A 17,711-nucleotide genomic window follows, 5' to 3' on the forward strand; every position below is an offset into this window, starting at 1 on the left:
GCCCCCGCCGGGGTGCGGGGGCGGAGCCCCGCGAGGGGTGCAGGGGACGCAGTCCCCGCCGGGGTCTGGGGCGGAGCCCCAGGGTGGGGCAACCTCCCAGTTGGCCGTCATGGGTGGGTGGGTGGGAAACCCCGGGGTCCAGGGGCGCAGCCCCTGGCGGGGTCTGGGGCGGAGCCCCAGGGATCGACCCGGGCCCGCCCCACCAGCCAAGCCCAGCGGCAGCGACGCGGTACCTTCGTGGTCAGCCGACGAGGAGAGTGACCGTGAGCAAGTACGTGCGCCCCGCGACCGAGGGCGCCGACCCCTTCGCCACCGCCCGCCTCCGCCGCGGGGTTCTCGACGCCTGGGCCACCAGCCCCGCCCGCTTCCGCGAGGACGCCAACGCCGAGGAGGACCTGGTCCTCGGCGGCTACCGCGACCGCCTCGTCGTAGAGCTGGCCCAGAACGCCGCCGACGCGGCGGCCCGCGCCCACGTGCCCGGCCGTCTCCGCCTCACCCTCCGCGACGGCGTCCTGGTCGCCGCCAACACCGGCGCCCCCCTGGACGCGGCCGGCGTCGAATCGCTCTCCACCCTCCGCGCCTCCGCCAAGCGAGAGGCGGAGGCGAACGGAACCCAGCCCACAGTGGGCCGCTTCGGCGTGGGCTTCGCCGCCGTACTGGCCGTCACCGACGAGCCCGCCGTCGTAGGCCGGCACGGCGGCGTCCGCTGGTCCCTCGCCGAGGCCCGCGAACTCGCCGCCGACACCGCCCGCCACAGCCCCGGCCTGGGCGACGAGATCCGCCGCCGCGACGGACACGTACCGCTGCTGCGCCTGCCGTTCGCCGCCGAGGGCAGCGCCCCGGACCCGTACGACACCGCCGTCATCCTCCCGCTGCGCGACACGGCCGCCACCGACCTCGCCGAGCGCCTCCTGCACGCCGTCGACGACGCCCTCCTCCTCGCCCTGCCCGGCCTGGAGGAAGTGGTCGTCGAGATCAACGACGACGCCCCCCGCACCCTGCGCCGCCGCACCGAGGGCGCCCACACGGTCGTGAACGACTCCCGCGACGGCACGACCCGCTGGCGCACGGTCTCCGCGCACGGCCCCCTCACCCCGGACCTGCTCGCCGACCGCCCGGTGGAGGAGCGCCTGCGCCCGCACTGGTCGGTCACCTGGGCCGTGCCCGACCCCGACGGCACTCCGGCCCGCCCCCGCACCACGCCCGTCGTGCACGCCCCCACCCCGAGCGACGAACCACTCGGCGTCCCCGCCCTGCTCATCGCCTCCTTCCCGCTGGACACCACCCGCCGGCACGCCGCCCCCGGCCCGCTGACCGACTTCCTGGTGCAGCGCGCGGCGGAGGCGTACGTCGAACTCCTCGCCGACTGGCGCCCGGTGACCGAGGGCATCATCGACCTCGTACCCGGCCCGCTCGGCAAGGGCGAACTCGACGGCGCCCTGCGCCAGGCGATCCTCGACCGCCTCCCGCGCACCGCCTTCCTGCCCCCGGCCGCGACCCCGAAGCGCCACGCGGACGACGAGGCCCCCGAAGCCGGCGACCTCCCCGAGGTCCTCCGCCCCCGGGACGCGGAGATCGCCGAGGGCGCCGGCGCCGACACCGTCCGGGTCCTCGCCGAAGTCCTGCCCACGCTGCTCCCCGCCGGCCTGGAACGCCGCGCCGAGCTGCGCACGCTGGGCGTCGCCCGGCTCCCGCTCGCCGACGCCGTCGACCGGCTGGCCGGTCTGGAGAAGTCCCCCGACTGGTGGTGGCGGCTGTACGACAGCCTCGCCGGCGTCGACCCCGACCGGCTCTCCGGACTGCCCGTGCCACTCGCTGGGGGCACCTCCCAGGCTTTCGGCACTGGGGGAGGGCGTACGACCATCGGGCCCCGCCAGGTCCTGCTGCCCACCCCGGACGCGGCGGCCGTCGACCCGGAGGTGCTCGCCCGGCTCGGCCTGAAGGTCGCCCACCCGGACGCCGCCCACCCGCTCCTGGAGAAGCTCGGCGCGCTGCCCGCGACCCCGCGTGCCGTGCTGACCACCCCGCAGGTACGGGCCGCCGTCGCCGCCTCCCTGGACGACGAGGGCACGATTTCCTGGGAGGAGGACGGCCTCGACGCCGAGGAACTGGCCGACGCCGTCCTCACCCTGGTCCGCGACGCGGGTCTGGAACCGGGCGACGAGCCCTGGCTGGGCGCCCTCGCCCTGCCCGACGAGGACGGCGAACTCGCCCCCGCCGGTGAACTCGTCCTCCCCGGAAGCCCCTTCGCCCAGGTCATCCGGGAGGGTGAACTCGCGGCCGTGGACGCCGAGTTGGCCGAGAAGTGGGGCGAACAGCCGCTGGCCGCCTGTGGCGTGCTGGCCGACTTCGCCCTCGTACGGGCCACGGACGTCGTCCTCGACCCGGACGAACTGGAGCCCCGGGAGGGCGACTTCGCCGAACCGGACGACGCCGGCCTGCTGGACGCCGTGGACGTGTGGTGCGAGGACATCCTCGACCGCTTCCCCGACACCCCCGTACCCCCGGTCGCCACCGAACTCGTCGCCGTTCGCGACCTCGACCTCGTCGACGACGACCACTGGCCGCAGGCCCTCGCCCTGCTCGCCCGCCCGCCGCTGCGTGACGCGCTCACCCAGCCGGTGCGGATCCTGCTGCCGGACGGCACCCACGAGGTCGTACGCCCGTACACGGCATGGTGGCTGCGCGGGCACCCGGTCCTCGACGGCCGCCGCCCGGCGGGTCTCCTCGCGTCCGGCGGCGACCCGCTCCTGCACGGCCTGTACGACGAGGCCGACGCCACCGGCTTTGAAGACGAGCAGGTCCTCAAGGCCCTCGGGGTACGCACCTCCGTCGCCGCCCTGCTCGACGAGCCCGGCGGCGCCGCCGAACTCCTGGACCGCCTGGCCGACCCCGAACGCCTGGTCACGCCCGCCCAGTTGCACGGCCTGTACACCGCGCTGGCCGACCTCGACCCTGAACAGGTCACCCTGCCGGACGAGTTGCGGGCCGTCGTCGACGGACGGGTGGAGGTGGTGGACGCCGGCGGCACCGTCGTCGTCGACTCGCCCGACCTGCTGCCGTTCACCTCCGGAGTCCCGCTGCTGCCGGTCCGCCCCACCCGGGCCGCCGAGCTGGCCGAACTGTTCCAGGTGCGCCGGCTGAGCGAGTCCGTCACCGGTGAGGTGGACTCCGAGGGCGCCGAGCACGACGTACCCGAGTCGGTACGCGTACTGCTGGGCCCGCGCACCCCGGACACCTACGTCGAGCACGACGAACTCGTGGTCGACGGCGTGGAGATCGACTGGCGCCTGACCGACGACGGCGTCCTGCACGCCGCCACCCTCGAGGGAGTCGCCGCCGGCCTCGCCTGGGCCGCCGGCCAGTGGCCACGCCGCTTCGAGGTCGCGGCCCTGCTGGAGGACCCGTCACGCACGGAGGAACTGGCACGGGACCGCTGGTTCGACTGACGGCCTCCTCAAACCCCCCTTCGAAAACTCTCTACAGATTCATACAACCTTTCACTTGTGCCCCGGGTCTGAACTGTCGAGTCACCGGACTCAGCAGAAGGCCCGGGGGCCTGGGGAAGGCTTCATCAACCACACCCCGTGCCCCCTCCAACGTGGGGACTACACATGCGCATTCGTGCCTCTGTCGCCGTCGTGACCGGCGCTCTGGCCCTGACCGCCCTCGCCGTTCCGGCCGCGCAGGCGGACTCTCACCCGAGTCTCGCCTCGAAGATGCCGACGGTTTCGAAGGTCACGCCGTTCACCGCCGTCCACCCGGCCGACGTGACGGAAGGCGACACGAAGATCACCTCTGTCACCGTGAACGGCGGCAAGGACATCGTGGTCGGCACCACCCAGAAGAAGACCTTCACCATCTCGGTGACGGCCACCGACCCGGAGGGCATCTACGACGGGATGGCCATGCTGTGGCACGGCTCGGACTTCGACCACGTCGATGGGGCGATCGTTCCGGACGCCGACCAGGGCACTTGCACCGCCTCCAGCGCCACCACCTCGACCTGCAAGGTCACGGTCGTCGCCGACCCCTCCGACAACATCTACTCCAACGTCCTGGCCGGCAGCTGGAAGCTGTGGGTCGGTGCCATCGGCAACGACGGTGACCAGATCATTCGTGAGGCCTACAAGACCGTCAAGGTCCAGCGCGCCTCGAAGTTGACGGTCAACGCCTCGCCGGAGCCGGTGAAGAAGGGCAAGACCGTCACGGTCACCGGCAAGCTGTCCCGCGCCAACTGGGACACCAACAAGTACGCGGGCTACACCAACCAGCCCGTCAAGCTGCAGTTCCGCAAGAAGAACTCCAGCACCTACACCACGCTGAAGACCATCAAGTCGGACTCCACCGGCAACCTGAAGACCACGACCACCGCGTCGGTCGACGGCTACTACCGCTACTCCTTCGCGGGCACCTCGACCACCCCGGCGATCAACGCCACCGGCGACTACGTCGACGTGCGATAAGCGGTAAGCAGCAGAACCGTCTCGGGCCGGCCCGGGTGCACCGCCAGTGCAACCGGGCCGAGTCGTTCCTCCCGGATTTGCCCATCGACTTGCAATACAAGCCAAGAAACTGTCGTTTCTCGACACCTCCCGTACAACCAGTGGCAGTCGCCGCAGGTCTGATCACCGAGTCAACAGACTCCAAGATCACTTGGGCCCCGTGCCCACCTTTCTCCACTTGGGGAACGCACATGCGCATTCGTGCCACTGTGGCCGCCGTCTCCGGCGCCCTGGCCCTCTCCGCCTTCGCCGTGCCGGCCGCGCAGGCCGACGCTTCCTCCTACCGCGCGGAAGCCGCCGCCGCCGTCGCGCACGCCGCTTCCGGCAAGACGGCGTTCACCGCCACCACGGCCGCGGACCTGGACGTCACCTTCTCGAACTTCAAGATCGCCAAGGCGGTCAAGGTCGGCACCACCAACCACGTCGCCACCTCGGTCACCTACACGCTGACCCACGGCGCCGACGTCGACATCACCTCCGAAGACTTCGCCAACGGCCCCTTCCTCTACAAGGGCTCCTCCAGCGCACCGGAAAACCTGCTGTTCGGTGACGCCCCGGCGACCTGCACCGCGACCTCGGCGACCACCGCCGACTGCAAGGGCGACATCGACATCTACCCGGGCCCGGACGACGAGGAGCTGCTGAACTCGGACGCCGGCACCTGGCACGGCGGCGCGCTGGCCCTCAACTACACGACCGAGGACACCGCCACCCAGTTCGGCCTCGGCACCACCCTGGTGCAGCGCTACTCCAAGCTGACGGTCAACGCCTCGCCGGAGCCGGTGAAGAAGGGCAAGACCATCACGGTCACGGGCAAGCTGTCCCGCGCCAACTGGGAGACGCACAAGTACGCGGGCTACACCAACCAGTCCGTCAAGCTCCAGTTCCGCAAGAAGGACTCCAGCACCTACACCACGCTGAAGACCATCAAGTCGGACTCCACCGGCAACCTGAAGACCACGACCACCGCGTCGGTCGACGGCTACTTCCGCTACAGCTTCGCGGGCACCTCCACCACCCCGGCGGTCAACGCCACGGGTGACTTCGTCGACGTGCAGTAAGCGATCAGGCAGAACCCGTTTCGGCCCAGGACGCAGCCGGCCTCCTGGGGCCGAAACGGTTCCCCTCCCTCCGCTTCTGGTCATCTGCTTGCAATGACCACGCAAAGACTGGCCGGATCCAGCCGCCGACGTACAACCTGCCGCATGCGTCACTGATCAGAGCTGTCGAGTCAAGAGACTCCCCGATCACTTCTCCCACATGGGGAACGCAATGCGCATTCGTGCCACCGTGGCCGCCGTCTCCGGCGCCTTGGCCCTCTCCGCCCTCGCCGTGCCGGCCGCGCACGCCACGGGGTCCAGCGGTACCCCGTACACGATGGACGTCAGCTTCTCCAACCTCAAGATCGCCTCGGCGGTCAAGGTCGGTACCACCAACGAGGTCAGCACCACGTACTCGTACACCCTGACCCACGGCGCCGACGTGGACGTCACCGCGTCCGACTTCTACAGCGACGCCTACCTCTACCGCGGCACCCTGGACGACCCGAGCAAGACGCTGGAGGGCGACGACTTCGCCACCTGCAAGGTCACCTCGTCCACCACCGAGACCTGCACCGGCACCGTCGACATCTACCCGGGCGACGGCGACCTCAAGAACGCCGACGCCGGCAGCTGGACGGTCGCAGCCGAGGCCACCGCCTTCAACGGCCAGGACCCGAACACCCCCGACCTCAGCAAGGTCGGCTTCAAGGACCAGGGCAGCCTCGCCTCCACCGACGTGCAGCGCTACTCCAAGCTCACGGCCGACGCGGGCCCCGAGCCGGTCACCAAGGGCAAGACCCTCACCACCACGGGCAAGCTGTCCCGCGCCAACTGGGAGGACGGGCTGTACCACGGCTACACCAGCCAGCCGGTCAAGCTCCAGTTCCGCAAGGCGGGCACGACCACCTACACCACCGTCAAGACGGTGACCTCGGACTCGTCCGGCAACGTGAAGGCCACCGCCACGGCGCAGTACGACGGCTACTGGCGCCTGTCCTTCGCGGGCACCACGACCACCCCGGCGGTCAGCGCCACGGGTGACTACGTCGACGTGCGGTAAGCAGGTACGCCGGTAAGCAGGCAAGCCCGCGGTACTAGGCCGGAAATCGGCGGTCGACCCACTTCCACAGGAACTCCAGGGCGACCGCCGCCACCGCGGCGACGGCCACCGCCGTCCACGGCATCGCGACGCCCACCAGCCTCAGGGCGAAGAAGGTCTGCAGCGCGGGCACGACGAGGACGCCCACGAACGCCACGCCCATCGAGGCCACCAGGACCACCCGCCACCAGGTGTAGGGGCGGGCGATGATCGCCAGGACCCACATGGAGATCAGGAACAGGGTCAGGGTGGCCGCGCTCGTCTCCGCCTCCAGGGAGCCGTCGCCGGTGTAGTGGTGCCGGGCCACGAGATACATCACGAAGGTCGCCACCCCGGCCACCAGCCCGCCCGGCACGGCGTACCGCATCACACGCCGTACGAAGTGCGGGCGGGCCCGTTCCCTGTTGGGCGCGAGGGCGAGGAAGAAGGCCGGGATGCCGATGGTGAGGGTCGACAGCAGCGTCAGGTGGCGGGGGAGGAACGGGTACTGCACTCCCCAGCACACCACCAGAACGGCCAGCAGCACCGAGTAGACCGTCTTGACCAGGAACAGGGTCGCCACCCGGGTGATGTTCCCGATGACCCGCCGGCCCTCCGCGACCACCGACGGCAGCGTGGCGAAGCTGTTGTCCAGCAGCACGATCTGCGCGACCGCGCGGGTGGCCTCCGAGCCCGACCCCATCGACACACCGATGTCGGCGTCCTTCAGCGCCAGTACGTCGTTCACGCCGTCGCCGGTCATCGCGACCGAATGCCCCTTCGACTGGAGCGCGCCGACCATCTCCCGCTTCTGCTGCGGAGTGACCCGGCCGAAGACGGTCGCCCCGTCCAGCGCGTCCGCCATCTCGTGCCGCTCGGCGGGCAGCCGGCGCGCGTCGACCGCCGAGCCGTCGAGCCCGAGCTTGGCGGCGACGGCCCCCACGGAGACCGCGTTGTCGCCCGAGATGACCTTGGCGCGGACGTCCTGGTCGGCGAAGTAGCGCAGGGTGTCGGCGGCATCGGCCCGCAGTCGCTGCTCCAGTACGACGAGGGCGGCGGGCGCGGCCCCGTCGACGACGTCGGGGACGTCCAGGTCGTCCCGGCCCGCGCGGGCCAGCAGCAGGACACGCAGACCCCGCTCGTTGAGCCGCTCGGTCTCGGCCAGGGCCGGATCACCGGCCGGCAGCAGGACATCGGGCGCGCCGAGCAGCCAGGTGCTCGTCTCGCCGTCGCCCTCGCTGAACCTGGCGCCGCTGTACTTGCGGGCGGAGGAGAAGGGCAGCGACTCCACGCAGCGCCACTCCTCGCTGTCCGGGTAGGCGTCGATGATCGCGCGGAGCGAGGCGTTGGGGCGGGGGTCCGACTCGCCGAGGGCGCCGAGGACCCGTCGTACGTACGCCTCGTCGTGTCCGTCCACGGCCCGCAGCTCCGTGACGTCCATCCCGCCCTCGGTGAGCGTGCCCGTCTTGTCCAGGCAGACGGTGTCCACGCGGGCGAGGCCCTCGATGGCGGGCAGCTCCTGCACGAGGCACTGCTTGCGGCCGAGCCGGATGACGCCTATCGCGAAGGCGACGGAGGTGAGGAGCACCAGTCCCTCCGGGACCATCGGGACGATGCCGCCGACGGTCCGGGCGACCGAGTCCTTGAACCCGTGCTGCTTGACCACGAGCTGGCTGATGACGAGGCCGAGCGCGGTCGGGACCATCATCCAGGTGACGTACTTGAGGATGGTCGAGATACCGGAGCGCAGTTCGGAGTGGACCAGCGTGAAGCGGGAGGCCTCCTCGGCGAGCTGTACGGCGTAGGCCTCGCGGCCGACCTTCGTCGCCCGGAAGGCGCCGCCGCCCGCGACGACGAAGCTGCCGGACATGACGCGGTCGCCGGCGGCCTTGACGACGGGATCGGCCTCACCGGTGAGCAGCGACTCGTCGATCTCCAGGCCGTCGGCCTCGACGCACTCGCCGTCCACGACGATCTTGTCGCCGGGCCCGATCTCGATGAGATCGCCGAGCACGATCTCCGACGTCCTCACCTCGGTCGTGACGCCGTCACGGCGGACGGTCGGTCTGGCCTCGCCGATGACGGCCAGCGAGTCCAGGGTCTGCTTCGCACGCCACTCCTGGAGGACGCCGATGCCGGTGTTGGCGAGGATGACAAATCCGAAGAAGCTGTCCTGGATCGGCGCGACGCACAGCATGACCAGCCAGAGCACGCCGATGATCGCGTTGAACCGGGTGAACACGTTCGCGCGGACGATCTCGGCGAGGGAGCGGCTGCTGCGGACGGGGACGTCGTTGACCTCACCCCGCGCGGTGCGCTCCGCCACCTCGCCCGCGGTCAGGCCGCCGGCCCGGGTGGGCGTGTACAGCCTCGCGCCGGGCGCGTCGATGTGTGTCATGCATTCGACGGTACGTGCGGATTTGGGCCGGCACCTGCCGAATGGGGGTACGGCGGGTTGCCGCCCCTGGGGCTTCGCCCCAGACCCCGGGGTTTCCCACCACCCACCCATGACGGCCAACTGGGAAGTCGCCCCACCCTGGGGCTCCGCCCCAGACCCCGACGGGGCTCCGCCCCTGCGCCCCGGCGGGGACTGCGTCCCCTGCGCCCCTTCGGGCTTCGCCCGTGCGCCCCGGCGGGGGCTGCGTCCCCTGCGCCCCTTCGGGCTTCGCCCGTGCGCCCCGGCGGGGGCTGCGTCCCCTGCGCCCCTTCGGGCTTCGCCCGTGCGCCCCGGCGGGGGCTGCGTCCCCTGCGCCCCTTCGGGCTTCGCCCGTGCGCCCCGGCAGGGGCTTCGCCCCGGTCCGCATTGCTCAGCCCGTCCGGCGTTTGAGGACGAGGCCCCTTCAAGGCCGAAGCGGGGGTCTGGGGGGCGGCAGCCCCCAGCAGGGGTCGGCAGCAGCTGGCGCGACTATTCGACCGAGCCCGGCTGGACAGTCGCCGCCCGCTTGATCGCCGCGTCGCGTCGGCGGACGTACCACACGCCGATGAGACCGAGGCCGCCACCGGCCAGGCAGGTCCAGATCCACCAGGTGTGGCCGTGGTCGGCGTACCAGCCGTAGAAGGGGAGCTGGGCGAGGAAGAGGACGAACCAGACGATCGTGCCGCCGGTGATCGTGGCGACAACGGGTCCTTCCAGCGGCTCGGGGGCCTCGTGCTTGGGGGTCCACTTCTCCATGCGCACAGCTTACGAGGCGATCAGGTCTACGCGCGGAGATGGCGCTCAGGGAGTCATACGTTCATACTGAAACAGTTTGTGTTTGGCAGCTTATGTTCGTAGGAACCACCAAACGGGCTAGGGGGACGCCCGCTGGTGACGAAAGGTCACGCATGTCCACCTCGGCCCCAGCCAAGGTCCCCGCCCCGGAACAGCCGGGCAACGCGCCCGTGTACGGCGCGATCGACCGTTTCTTCAGGATCTCGGAGCGGGGCAGCACGCTGTCGCGCGAGATCCGCGGCGGTTTCGCCACCTTCTTCGCGATGGCGTACATCATCGTGCTGAACCCGATCATCCTCGGCAGCGCGAAGGACATGTACGGGCATCAGCTCGACCACGGCCAGCTGGTCACGGCCACCGCCGTCACCGCCGCCTTCACGACCCTCCTCATGGGCGTCATCGGCAACGTCCCGATCGCCCTCGCGGCCGGTCTCGGCGTCAACTCCGTCGTCGCCCTCCAGCTCGCCCCCCGGATGTCCTGGCCGGACGCGATGGGCATGGTCGTCCTCGCCGGCCTCGTCGTGATGCTGCTCGTCGCCACCGGCCTCCGCGAGCGCGTCATGAACGCGGTGCCCTACAGCCTGCGCAAGGCGATCTCCATCGGCATCGGCCTGTTCATCATGCTGATCGGCCTCGTCGACTCCGGCTTCGTCACCCGTATCCCGGACGTGGCCCAGACCACCGTCCCGCTCCAGCTCGGCGCCACCGGCCACCTCAACGGCTGGCCGGTGCTGGTCTTCATCCTGGGCACCCTGCTCACCCTCGCGCTGATCGTGCGCAAGGTCTCCGGGGCGATCCTCATCTCGATCGTGTCGATGACCGTGCTGGGCCTGATCATCAACGCGGTCACGCACGTGCCCAGCTGGGGCCTCACCACCCCGAAGTGGCCGGGCAACCCGGTCGGCACCCCCGACTTCGGGCTCATCGGCCAGGTCAGCCTCTTCGGCGGCTTCGGCAAGGTCGGCGCGCTGACCGGCATCCTGTTCGTCTTCACCGTGCTGCTGTCCTGCTTCTTCGACGCCATGGGCACGATCATGGGCGTCAGTGACGAGGCCAAGCTCACGGACGCCCAGGGCCAGATGCCCGGCATCAACAAGGTGCTGTTCGTGGACGGCATCGCCGTCGCCGCCGGCGGCGCCAGCTCCTCCTCGGCCACGACCTGCTTCGTGGAGTCCACCGCCGGCGTCGGCGAGGGCGCCCGCACCGGCTTCGCCAACATCGTCACCGGCGCGCTGTTCGCCATCGCCCTGTTCCTGACCCCGGTCGCCACGATGGTCCCGTCCCAGGCGGCCACCCCGGCGCTGATCGCGGTCGGCTTCCTGATCCTGGCCGGCTCGGTCAAGGAGATCGACTGGGCCGACTACACCCTCGCCATGCCGGCCTTCGTGACGATGGTGATGATGCCGTTCACCTACTCGATCACCAACGGCATCGGCATGGGCTTCATCACCTTCGTGGTGCTGCGCCTGGCGGCCGGCCGCGGCCGGGAGATCCCCGTACCGATGTACGTCGTCTCCGCGGTGTTCGCGTTCTACTACCTGATGCCGGCCCTCGGCCTCACGTGACCCCGTAGAACTTCTCCGTCTCCTCGACGGCGGTCTGGAACCGCTCGTCGAAGTCGTTCCGAATGAGCGTCTGGACCACGTAGTCCTGGACGCTCATTCCCCTTTTGGCGGCCTGTTGGCGAAGCCGTTCGAGCAGTTCGTGGTCTATGCGCAGGCTGAGCACGCTGGTCCCCATGCCTACGAGGGTCGCGGCACCCTTCGGCGCGTTGCGTCACGTTCCGCGGCGGGATCACCCGAATGAGTGATTCTTGGGCCCAGTGGCCAGGGTCACGGGTGTACGGCCGTGTCCGCGGTGGTCTTTAGGGAGAGTAATGAGTTACTCTAAAGAACATGCCGGACCTTACCCATGGCGACGACGCTGCCGCCGTGAACTCACTGCGCTCCGCCGTGATGCGACTCTCCCGTCGCCTCAAGCACCAGCGCGTCGACGAGTCACTGAGCCCCACCGAGATGTCGGTACTGGGCACCCTGTTCCGCTGCGGCAGCGCCACCCCGGGCGAACTCGCCCGCAAGGAGCACGTGCAGCCGCCCTCGATGACCCGCATCGTGGCCCTGCTCGAGGCCAAGGGACTGGTCCGCCTGGAACCGCACCCCGAGGACCGGCGACAGAAGGTCGTCACCCAGACCGAGCAGGCCGAGGCGATGCTCGAGGAGAGCCGCCGCAAGCGCAACGCGTTCCTGGCCGGCCTGGTCGACGGCCTCGACGAGGACGAGTGGGCCAAACTGCGCGCCGCCGCCCCCGTACTGGAAAAACTCGCACACCTCTGACCACCGAGTGCCCCTCTGAACCACCGAGCGCCCATCGCAAGGAGGCGAACCCTTTGAGTACGGGATCCGGAGCAGCTTCCGCCCCCGCACCGGCCACCCACGACTCCCCGCCCGCCCCGCGCAAGTCCACGATGTTCAGCTCGCTGAAGATCCGGAACTACCGCCTCTTCTTCCTCGGCCAGGTCGTCTCCAACACCGGCACCTGGATGCAGCGCATCGCCCAGGACTGGCTCGTCCTCAGCCTCACCGGCTCCTCCGCGGCCGTCGGTATCACGACGGCCCTGCAGTTCCTGCCGATGCTGCTCTTCGGCCTGTACGGCGGTGTCCTCGTCGACCGCCTGCCCAAGCGCCCCACGCTGCTGGTCACCCAGGCGTCGATGGCCGTCACCGGCCTCGCGCTCGCCGCGCTCACTCTCACCGGCCACGTCCAGGTCTGGCACGTCTACCTCGCCGCCTTCGCCGTCGGCCTCGCCACGGTCGTCGACAACCCGGCCCGCCAGTCCTTCGTCTCCGAGATGGTCGGCCCCGAGCAGCTGCAGAACGCGGTCAGCCTGAACTCGGCCAACTTCCAGTCCGCCCGTCTGGTCGGCCCCGCCGTCGCGGGCGTCATGATCACCGGCGTCGGCACCGGCTGGGCCTTCCTCTTCAACGGCCTCTCCTTCGTCGCGCCCATCGCCGGCCTGCTGCTGATGCGCGTCCGCGAGCTGCACGTCGTCGAGCGGGCGCCGAGGGGCAAGGGCCAGCTCCGCGAAGGCCTGCGGTACGTCGCCGGCCGCCCGGACCTCATCTGGCCGATCGTCCTGGTCGGCTTCATCGGCACCTTCGGTTTCAACTTCCCGGTGTGGCTCTCCGCCTACGCCGACGACGTCTTCCACGCGGGCGCCGGCGCCTACAGCCTCTTCAACACCCTCATGGCGGTCGGCTCACTGGTCGGCGCCCTGCTCGCCGCCCGGCGCGGCACGGCCCGGCTGCGCGTGCTGATCGCCGCTGCCGCGGCCTTCGGCGCACTGGAGATCGTGGCCGCGCTGGCCCCCTCGTACTGGCTGTTCGCGCTGCTCATGACCCCGATAGGGATCGCCGGCCTGACGGTCAACGTCACCGCGAACACCGCCGTCCAGATGGCCACCGACCCGGCCATGCGCGGCCGGGTGATGGCCCTGTTCATGATGGTCTTCATGGGCGGTACGCCGCTGGGCGCCCCGGTCGTCGGCTGGATCACCGACACCTACGGCCCCCGCGTCGGCTTCATCCTCGGCGGTGCCATCTCGGCCGCCGCGGCCGTCACCATCGGCCTGGTCCTCGCCCGCATCGGCGGCCTGCGCCTGTCGGTGGGCTGGTACCACGGCCACCCGCGGGTCCGGTTCGTACCGCGCGAGCGGGAGCAGCTGGCGGCGGCGGCCTGAGATCGGGGATCGGGGATCGGGGATCGGGTGGATGTTCCGGAGGGCCGTCCCTCCGGTGACACCTGACACCCTGGTCCCTATGAGACTCTTCGCCGCTGTGCTGCCCCCACAGGACGTGACCGAGCAACTCGCCGCCGAAGTAGCCGAACTGAAGAACCTCCCCGGGGCGGACGCCCTCCGCTGGACCGGCCGCCCCGGCTGGCACTTCACCCTCGCCTTCTACGGAGAGGTCGGCGACGAACTCGTACCCGACCTCTCGGCCCGCCTGAAGCGCGCGGCCGACCGCACCCCGTCCTTCCCGCTGGCACTGCACGGCGGCGGCCAGTTCGGCCACGGCCGGGCCCTGTGGACCGGCGCCGAGGGTGACCTGCCGACCCTGCGACTCCTGGCCGAACGCGCGGAGGCGGCGGCACGCAAGGCGGGCGTGCCGATGGGGGAGCACCGCCGGTACAAGGCCCACCTGACGGTCGCCAGAAGCCGGGACGCCGTGGACGTACGCCCCTACGTGGACTCCCTCGCCGCCTTCGCCAGCAGCACCTGGACGGTCGGCGAGCTCGTGCTGGTCCGCAGCAACCTGCCGAAGTCCGGAGTGCCGGGGGAGCAGCCCCGGTACGAGGCGGTCGATCGCTGGGCACTCGGCGGGGGCACCGGCTGAGGGTCACCGGCTGAGGGGTCACCGGAGGGGCCGGTTAGGCTCGGACACGTGGACCCGAAAACCCGGAACCGGATCATGGCCGGTGCGCTCGTGCTGATGTTCGTGTTGGTGGCGGTGGCAGCGGCGGTCGGAAGGTAGACCGCCACCGCCCGCCACCGCCCGCCACCGCCACGTTGCTGCCCGCCGGGCCTGCTACCAGGCGAAGGCCTCTGGTGACGGCCCCGGACCCGGGAAGATCTCGTCCAGCCCGGTCAGCACCTCCGCCGACAGCTCCAGCTCCACGGCCCGCACGGCGGACGCCAGCTGCTCAGCAGTGCGCGGACCCACGATCGGACCCGTCACACCCGGCCGGGTCAGCAGCCACGCGAGCGCGACCTCGCCCGGCTGGAGGCCGTGCTTGTCGAGGAGATCCTCGTAGGCCTGGATCTGATCCCGGATGGCGGTGTTGGCGAGGGAATCGGCGGCCCGTCCGCTCGCCCTGCGCCCGCCCTCGACCTCCTTCTTGATGACCCCGCCCAGCAGCCCGCCGTGCAGCGGCGACCAGGGAATCACCCCGAGCCCATACTCCTGCGCGGCCGGGATCACCTCCATCTCGGCCCGGCGCTCGGCGAGGTTGTACAGGCACTGCTCGCTGACGAGGCCGATGGTGCCACCGCGGCGGGCGGCGATCTCGTTCGCCTGGGCGATCTTGTAGCCGGGGAAGTTGGAGGACCCGACGTACAGGATCTTGCCCTGCTGGACCAGGACGTCGATCGCCTGCCAGATCTCCTCGAAGGGGGTGCGGCGGTCGACGTGATGGAACTGGTACACGTCGATGTAGTCGGTCTGCAGCCGCTTCAGGCTGGCGTCCACCGCCCGCCGGATGTTCAGCGCGGAGAGCTTGTCATGGTTGGGCCAGGCCTCGCCGTCGGCGGCCATGTTGCCGTAGACCTTGGTGGCGAGCACGACCTTGTCACGCCGGTCGCCGCCCTTGGCGAACCAATTCCCGATGATCGATTCCGTACGGCCCTTGTTCTCGCCCCACCCGTACACATTGGCGGTGTCGAAGAAGTTGATGCCCGCGTCCAGCGCCGCGTCCATGATCGCGTGGCTGTCGGCTTCCTCCGTCTGCGGGCCGAAGTTCATGGTGCCGAGGACGAGTCGGCTGACCTTGAGTCCGGTACGTCCGAGCTGCGTGTACTCCATGGGGCACAAGCCAACGGCTTGGAGTGCGCTCTATGCAAGTGATCGGAGGAAGGTGCGCCAGGTGGTGGGGGTCAGGCGGATGGTGGGGGCGGCGGCGGTTGCAGGGGTCTTGGAGTCACGGATGTGGATGCCGGCGGGAGCCACGGCTATCTCTACGCACTCGCCCTGGTCGCCGCTGTGGCTGCTCTTGAACCAGTGGAGATCCGTGCTCATAGTCCCTGTGCCACCTCATTGATCCGTTTCGAGGACTCATCGGGGTTGAGAGCCTGCGCTCGCAGAATGCCATACCTGGCGAACAGTTCTCCCAGATCAGGCTGTTCGCTGACGAAGTAGCCCCCGCTGGGGCCTTCCACATAGGCGAGTTGGCGGTGCTCGGCCGTCTCCAGAAGGATCATCGGGCCGTTCAGCCCAGCATGGGCTTGCCGGTTGTGTGGCATGACCTGGATCTCGACGTGACGGAGCCGGCCGATGTCCAGGATGTGCAGCAACTGCTCCCGCAGCGCCTCGGGTCCGCCCAGTGGGCGGGTCAGAATGCCCTCTTCGAGAACGTAGCTCACGAGCGGCCGGGGTTTGCGGTCGAAGAACTGCTGGCGCTTGAGGCGCGCAGCCACCCGGCTGTCGATCTCCTCGTCATCCAGCGCGGGGACGTGGCAGTTGTAGATGGCCCGGGCGTAGGCCTCGGTCTGAAGCGAGCCGGGGACCAAATGGGTCTGGTTACACGTGCAGGGAGGCCGCCTTCTCCTCCTCGGCCAGGTAATCCTCGGTCCACGGCCGCAGCCCGCCCCGGCCGAACTCCTTCTCCGCGACCACCAGCAGTGCACCGTGTGCACCGAGCGCTTGGTCGGCGATCTCGACGAGCTGCCCCTTGGGCGACCGCTCACCGCGCTCCACCATCGCGACCTGGGACTTGGAGTAACCGACGTGTCTGCCGAGGGCCTCCTGGGTCATCCCGGCCCGCTCCCGATGGAACCGCAGCAACGCGCCGAAGGACTCCCGACTTGGGATCCCCGACTCAGGCCACGCCCTGCGCCACGCGGGCATCCACTTCGACGCCGTACGGATCGGAGGCGCCGTGGGTGAACGTGTCGCCGCGGAACTGATGTCGGCGACGGACTTCGACGCGGGACCGATCGTCCAGGAGGCCAAGGGCGAGCGGAACACGTACTTCTTGCTCTCCCCGGGCACCGCGTCAGCATTCCGCTGGCCACCGGGGGTACGGGCGCTGACCCGGGCCGACCGGGGCCTGGCGTACGTCGGTGTACCCGCGCTCAGTGGCGATACGTGGCCGTTGGGCTGGCGGTCGACGCCCTCGGCCGGGGTGCCGTACGTCGAGGCGGGGCTGTTGTGGAGGGCGGTGGGGTGGGTGAGCTTGCCGCCGGTTGGGGGTGAGCGTGGCGTCGGTTGAATGGTTGCCGTGGGGCCGCCCGCTTCTTTCGCATTGTCGGGATTCCGCGACCCGCGTCAAGGGCGCTCCCGTTCCGCTTCGCTCCACTCCCGCGTCGGCTACGCCGATGGCCCTACGGGCCACCCTTGACCCGGCCCACGGAATCCCGTGGGAGAAGCGAGCGGGCAGCCCGAGGAAAGCGGGGGCCGAGGCCAGTGTTCCCTTCCGCCGACCGGGCTGCGGGGCGGGGTGTGGGGGCGCGGTCGCGCCTCGCCTGCACGCCGGGACGGCTTGGCGGCTTGCGGTGAGTGGGGAGTTGGGGTGCGCGCGGGGCGGAAGGGGGCATGCCGGGTGGGCTTGGCGGCTTGCGGTGGATGGGTGGGTGGTGGGGGTGTGCGCGCTGGGTGGGCCGGGGCACGCTGGGCGGGCTTGACGGCCGGCGGTCGGTGGTCGGTGGTCGATGGGTGGGCCTGCGGTCGGTGGGTGGGGCTGGCGGTCGGTGGGTGGGCGCGGGTTGGGTGGGCGCGGGTACGCCGGGTGGGTTCGGCGGGGATTGCGCGGCGGGGCCTGGGGCGCTGTGTGGGGTGGGCCGCCGCGGGCCTTGGCCGCCGAGGACCTTGGCGCCTAGCGCCGCCCCCGCGAGTCACAAAGGCCTCATCAGCCACGCCTGTTCGGTGAGTGGAAGGAATGTATCGGGGGCGGAGGGAGTAGTCGCAGGCCAGCGGGCTTGAGGGGCGAGACATTCCTTCCACTCGTAGTCGCCACCCCATCTCCGCGCCCCATTTGTGCCGTTTCGCCAGTCGCCAGTCGCCAGTCGCCAGTCGCCGATCGCCGCCAAGCCCGCCCCGGCCCCGCCCCACCCACTGACCGTAAGCCGCCAAGCCCACCCAGGCCCCGCCCCACCCCACTCACCG

General features: G+C 70.5%; 16 protein-coding genes. 9 read left to right on the forward strand and 7 right to left on the reverse strand.

Annotation, left to right across the window (positions count from 1 at the left end):
• Positions 1-263 precede the first annotated feature (263 nt).
• The 4 genes from ACH45E_RS19010 to ACH45E_RS19025 all read left to right on the forward strand — a co-directional run bounded on the left by ACH45E_RS19010 (position 264) and on the right by ACH45E_RS19025 (position 6,608).
• Positions 264-3,449, forward strand: a complete 3,186-nt coding sequence (locus ACH45E_RS19010) for a sacsin N-terminal ATP-binding-like domain-containing protein (RefSeq protein WP_361442675.1) — start codon at positions 264-266, stop codon at positions 3,447-3,449.
• Positions 3,450-3,614: 165 nt separating this feature from the next.
• Positions 3,615-4,466 carry a calcium-binding protein gene (locus ACH45E_RS19015; RefSeq protein WP_361442678.1) on the forward strand — a complete coding sequence of 284 codons (852 nt, stop codon included), beginning with the start codon at positions 3,615-3,617 and terminating at the stop codon, positions 4,464-4,466.
• A gap of 230 nt (positions 4,467-4,696) precedes the next feature.
• Positions 4,697-5,566: a hypothetical protein gene (locus ACH45E_RS19020; protein WP_361442681.1), complete on the forward strand. Its 870-nt coding sequence runs from the start codon at positions 4,697-4,699 to the stop codon at positions 5,564-5,566.
• Positions 5,567-5,777: 211 nt separating this feature from the next.
• Positions 5,778-6,608, forward strand: a complete 831-nt coding sequence (locus tag ACH45E_RS19025) for a hypothetical protein (RefSeq protein ID WP_361442684.1) — start codon at positions 5,778-5,780, stop codon at positions 6,606-6,608.
• A gap of 34 nt (positions 6,609-6,642) precedes the next feature.
• Here the strand turns inward: ACH45E_RS19025 and ACH45E_RS19030 are convergent, their stop codons facing one another.
• Positions 6,643-9,024, reverse strand: a complete 2,382-nt coding sequence (locus tag ACH45E_RS19030; RefSeq protein ID WP_361442687.1) for an HAD-IC family P-type ATPase — start codon at positions 9,022-9,024, stop codon at positions 6,643-6,645.
• 507 nt (positions 9,025-9,531) lie between these two features.
• Positions 9,532-9,798 carry a DUF2530 domain-containing protein gene (locus tag ACH45E_RS19035; RefSeq protein WP_361442690.1) on the reverse strand — a complete coding sequence of 89 codons (267 nt, stop codon included), beginning with the start codon at positions 9,796-9,798 and terminating at the stop codon, positions 9,532-9,534.
• Positions 9,799-9,950: 152 nt separating this feature from the next.
• Here ACH45E_RS19035 and ACH45E_RS19040 point away from each other — a divergent pair, with 152 nt between their 5' ends.
• Positions 9,951-11,402 (forward strand): NCS2 family permease, encoded by a 1,452-nt coding sequence (locus tag ACH45E_RS19040; protein ID WP_361442693.1) that lies wholly within the window; start codon positions 9,951-9,953, stop codon positions 11,400-11,402.
• On the opposite strand, the gene ACH45E_RS19045 is transcribed toward ACH45E_RS19040, so the two are convergent.
• Positions 11,395-11,577: a CopG family antitoxin gene (locus tag ACH45E_RS19045; RefSeq protein WP_361442696.1), complete on the reverse strand. Its 183-nt coding sequence runs from the start codon at positions 11,575-11,577 to the stop codon at positions 11,395-11,397. The genes ACH45E_RS19040 and ACH45E_RS19045 overlap by 8 nt on opposite strands.
• 155 nt (positions 11,578-11,732) lie before the next feature.
• Between ACH45E_RS19045 and ACH45E_RS19050 the strand changes: the two genes are divergently transcribed.
• The 3 genes from ACH45E_RS19050 to thpR all read left to right on the forward strand — a co-directional run bounded on the left by ACH45E_RS19050 (position 11,733) and on the right by thpR (position 14,228).
• Positions 11,733-12,170, forward strand: coding sequence for a MarR family transcriptional regulator (locus ACH45E_RS19050; protein WP_361442699.1), 438 nt, complete (start codon positions 11,733-11,735; stop codon positions 12,168-12,170).
• A gap of 53 nt (positions 12,171-12,223) precedes the next feature.
• Positions 12,224-13,573 (forward strand): MFS transporter, encoded by a 1,350-nt coding sequence (locus ACH45E_RS19055; protein ID WP_361442702.1) that lies wholly within the window; start codon positions 12,224-12,226, stop codon positions 13,571-13,573.
• Positions 13,574-13,652: 79 nt separating this feature from the next.
• Positions 13,653-14,228: an RNA 2',3'-cyclic phosphodiesterase gene (gene thpR / locus ACH45E_RS19060; protein WP_361442705.1), complete on the forward strand. Its 576-nt coding sequence runs from the start codon at positions 13,653-13,655 to the stop codon at positions 14,226-14,228.
• Between the two features lie 192 nt (positions 14,229-14,420).
• On the opposite strand, the gene ACH45E_RS19065 is transcribed toward thpR, so the two are convergent.
• From ACH45E_RS19065 to ACH45E_RS19080, 4 genes are read right to left on the reverse strand one after another with little or no spacing between them, the layout of a single operon-like run.
• Positions 14,421-15,413 carry an aldo/keto reductase gene (locus ACH45E_RS19065; protein ID WP_361442708.1) on the reverse strand — a complete coding sequence of 331 codons (993 nt, stop codon included), beginning with the start codon at positions 15,411-15,413 and terminating at the stop codon, positions 14,421-14,423.
• 30 nt (positions 15,414-15,443) lie between these two features.
• Entirely contained in the window at positions 15,444-15,626 is a 183-nt protein-coding gene (locus ACH45E_RS19070) for a DUF397 domain-containing protein (protein WP_361442711.1), read from the reverse strand.
• Positions 15,623-16,117 carry a DUF5753 domain-containing protein gene (locus ACH45E_RS19075; RefSeq protein WP_361442714.1) on the reverse strand — a complete coding sequence of 165 codons (495 nt, stop codon included), beginning with the start codon at positions 16,115-16,117 and terminating at the stop codon, positions 15,623-15,625. The genes ACH45E_RS19070 and ACH45E_RS19075 overlap by 4 nt, the downstream gene beginning before the upstream one ends.
• A 10-nt stretch (positions 16,118-16,127) precedes the next feature.
• Positions 16,128-16,361 carry a helix-turn-helix transcriptional regulator gene (locus ACH45E_RS19080; RefSeq protein ID WP_361442717.1) on the reverse strand — a complete coding sequence of 78 codons (234 nt, stop codon included), beginning with the start codon at positions 16,359-16,361 and terminating at the stop codon, positions 16,128-16,130.
• A 124-nt stretch (positions 16,362-16,485) separates the two neighbouring features.
• On the opposite strand from ACH45E_RS19080, the gene ACH45E_RS19085 reads away from it, so the two are divergent.
• A complete protein-coding gene (locus ACH45E_RS19085) occupies positions 16,486-16,818 on the forward strand; it encodes a hypothetical protein (protein WP_361442720.1) in 333 nt (110 codons plus the stop codon).
• The last annotated feature ends 893 nt before the right edge of the window (positions 16,819-17,711 follow it).

Source organism: Streptomyces sp. NPDC020299 (genome assembly GCF_044387825.1).
In the GTDB taxonomy this organism is placed as follows: domain Bacteria; phylum Actinomycetota; class Actinomycetes; order Streptomycetales; family Streptomycetaceae; genus Streptomyces.

What these genes read in the sequence shown, in the direction of transcription:
- ACH45E_RS19015 (WP_361442678.1), top strand. Translation starts at nt 3,615, where the DNA reads ATGCGCATTCGTGCCTCTGTCGCCGTCGTGACCGGCGCTCTGGCCCTG.
- ACH45E_RS19020 (WP_361442681.1), top strand. Translation starts at nt 4,697, where the DNA reads ATGCGCATTCGTGCCACTGTGGCCGCCGTCTCCGGCGCCCTGGCCCTC.
- ACH45E_RS19025 (WP_361442684.1), top strand. Translation starts at nt 5,778, where the DNA reads ATGCGCATTCGTGCCACCGTGGCCGCCGTCTCCGGCGCCTTGGCCCTC.
- ACH45E_RS19030 (WP_361442687.1), bottom strand. Translation starts at nt 9,024, where the DNA reads ATGACACACATCGACGCGCCCGGCGCGAGGCTGTACACGCCCACCCGG.
- ACH45E_RS19035 (WP_361442690.1), bottom strand. Translation starts at nt 9,798, where the DNA reads ATGGAGAAGTGGACCCCCAAGCACGAGGCCCCCGAGCCGCTGGAAGGA.
- ACH45E_RS19040 (WP_361442693.1), top strand. Translation starts at nt 9,951, where the DNA reads ATGTCCACCTCGGCCCCAGCCAAGGTCCCCGCCCCGGAACAGCCGGGC.
- ACH45E_RS19045 (WP_361442696.1), bottom strand. Translation starts at nt 11,577, where the DNA reads ATGGGGACCAGCGTGCTCAGCCTGCGCATAGACCACGAACTGCTCGAA.
- ACH45E_RS19050 (WP_361442699.1), top strand. Translation starts at nt 11,733, where the DNA reads ATGCCGGACCTTACCCATGGCGACGACGCTGCCGCCGTGAACTCACTG.
- thpR (WP_361442705.1), top strand. Translation starts at nt 13,653, where the DNA reads ATGAGACTCTTCGCCGCTGTGCTGCCCCCACAGGACGTGACCGAGCAA.
- ACH45E_RS19065 (WP_361442708.1), bottom strand. Translation starts at nt 15,413, where the DNA reads ATGGAGTACACGCAGCTCGGACGTACCGGACTCAAGGTCAGCCGACTC.
- ACH45E_RS19070 (WP_361442711.1), bottom strand. Translation starts at nt 15,626, where the DNA reads ATGAGCACGGATCTCCACTGGTTCAAGAGCAGCCACAGCGGCGACCAG.
- ACH45E_RS19080 (WP_361442717.1), bottom strand. Translation starts at nt 16,361, where the DNA reads ATGACCCAGGAGGCCCTCGGCAGACACGTCGGTTACTCCAAGTCCCAG.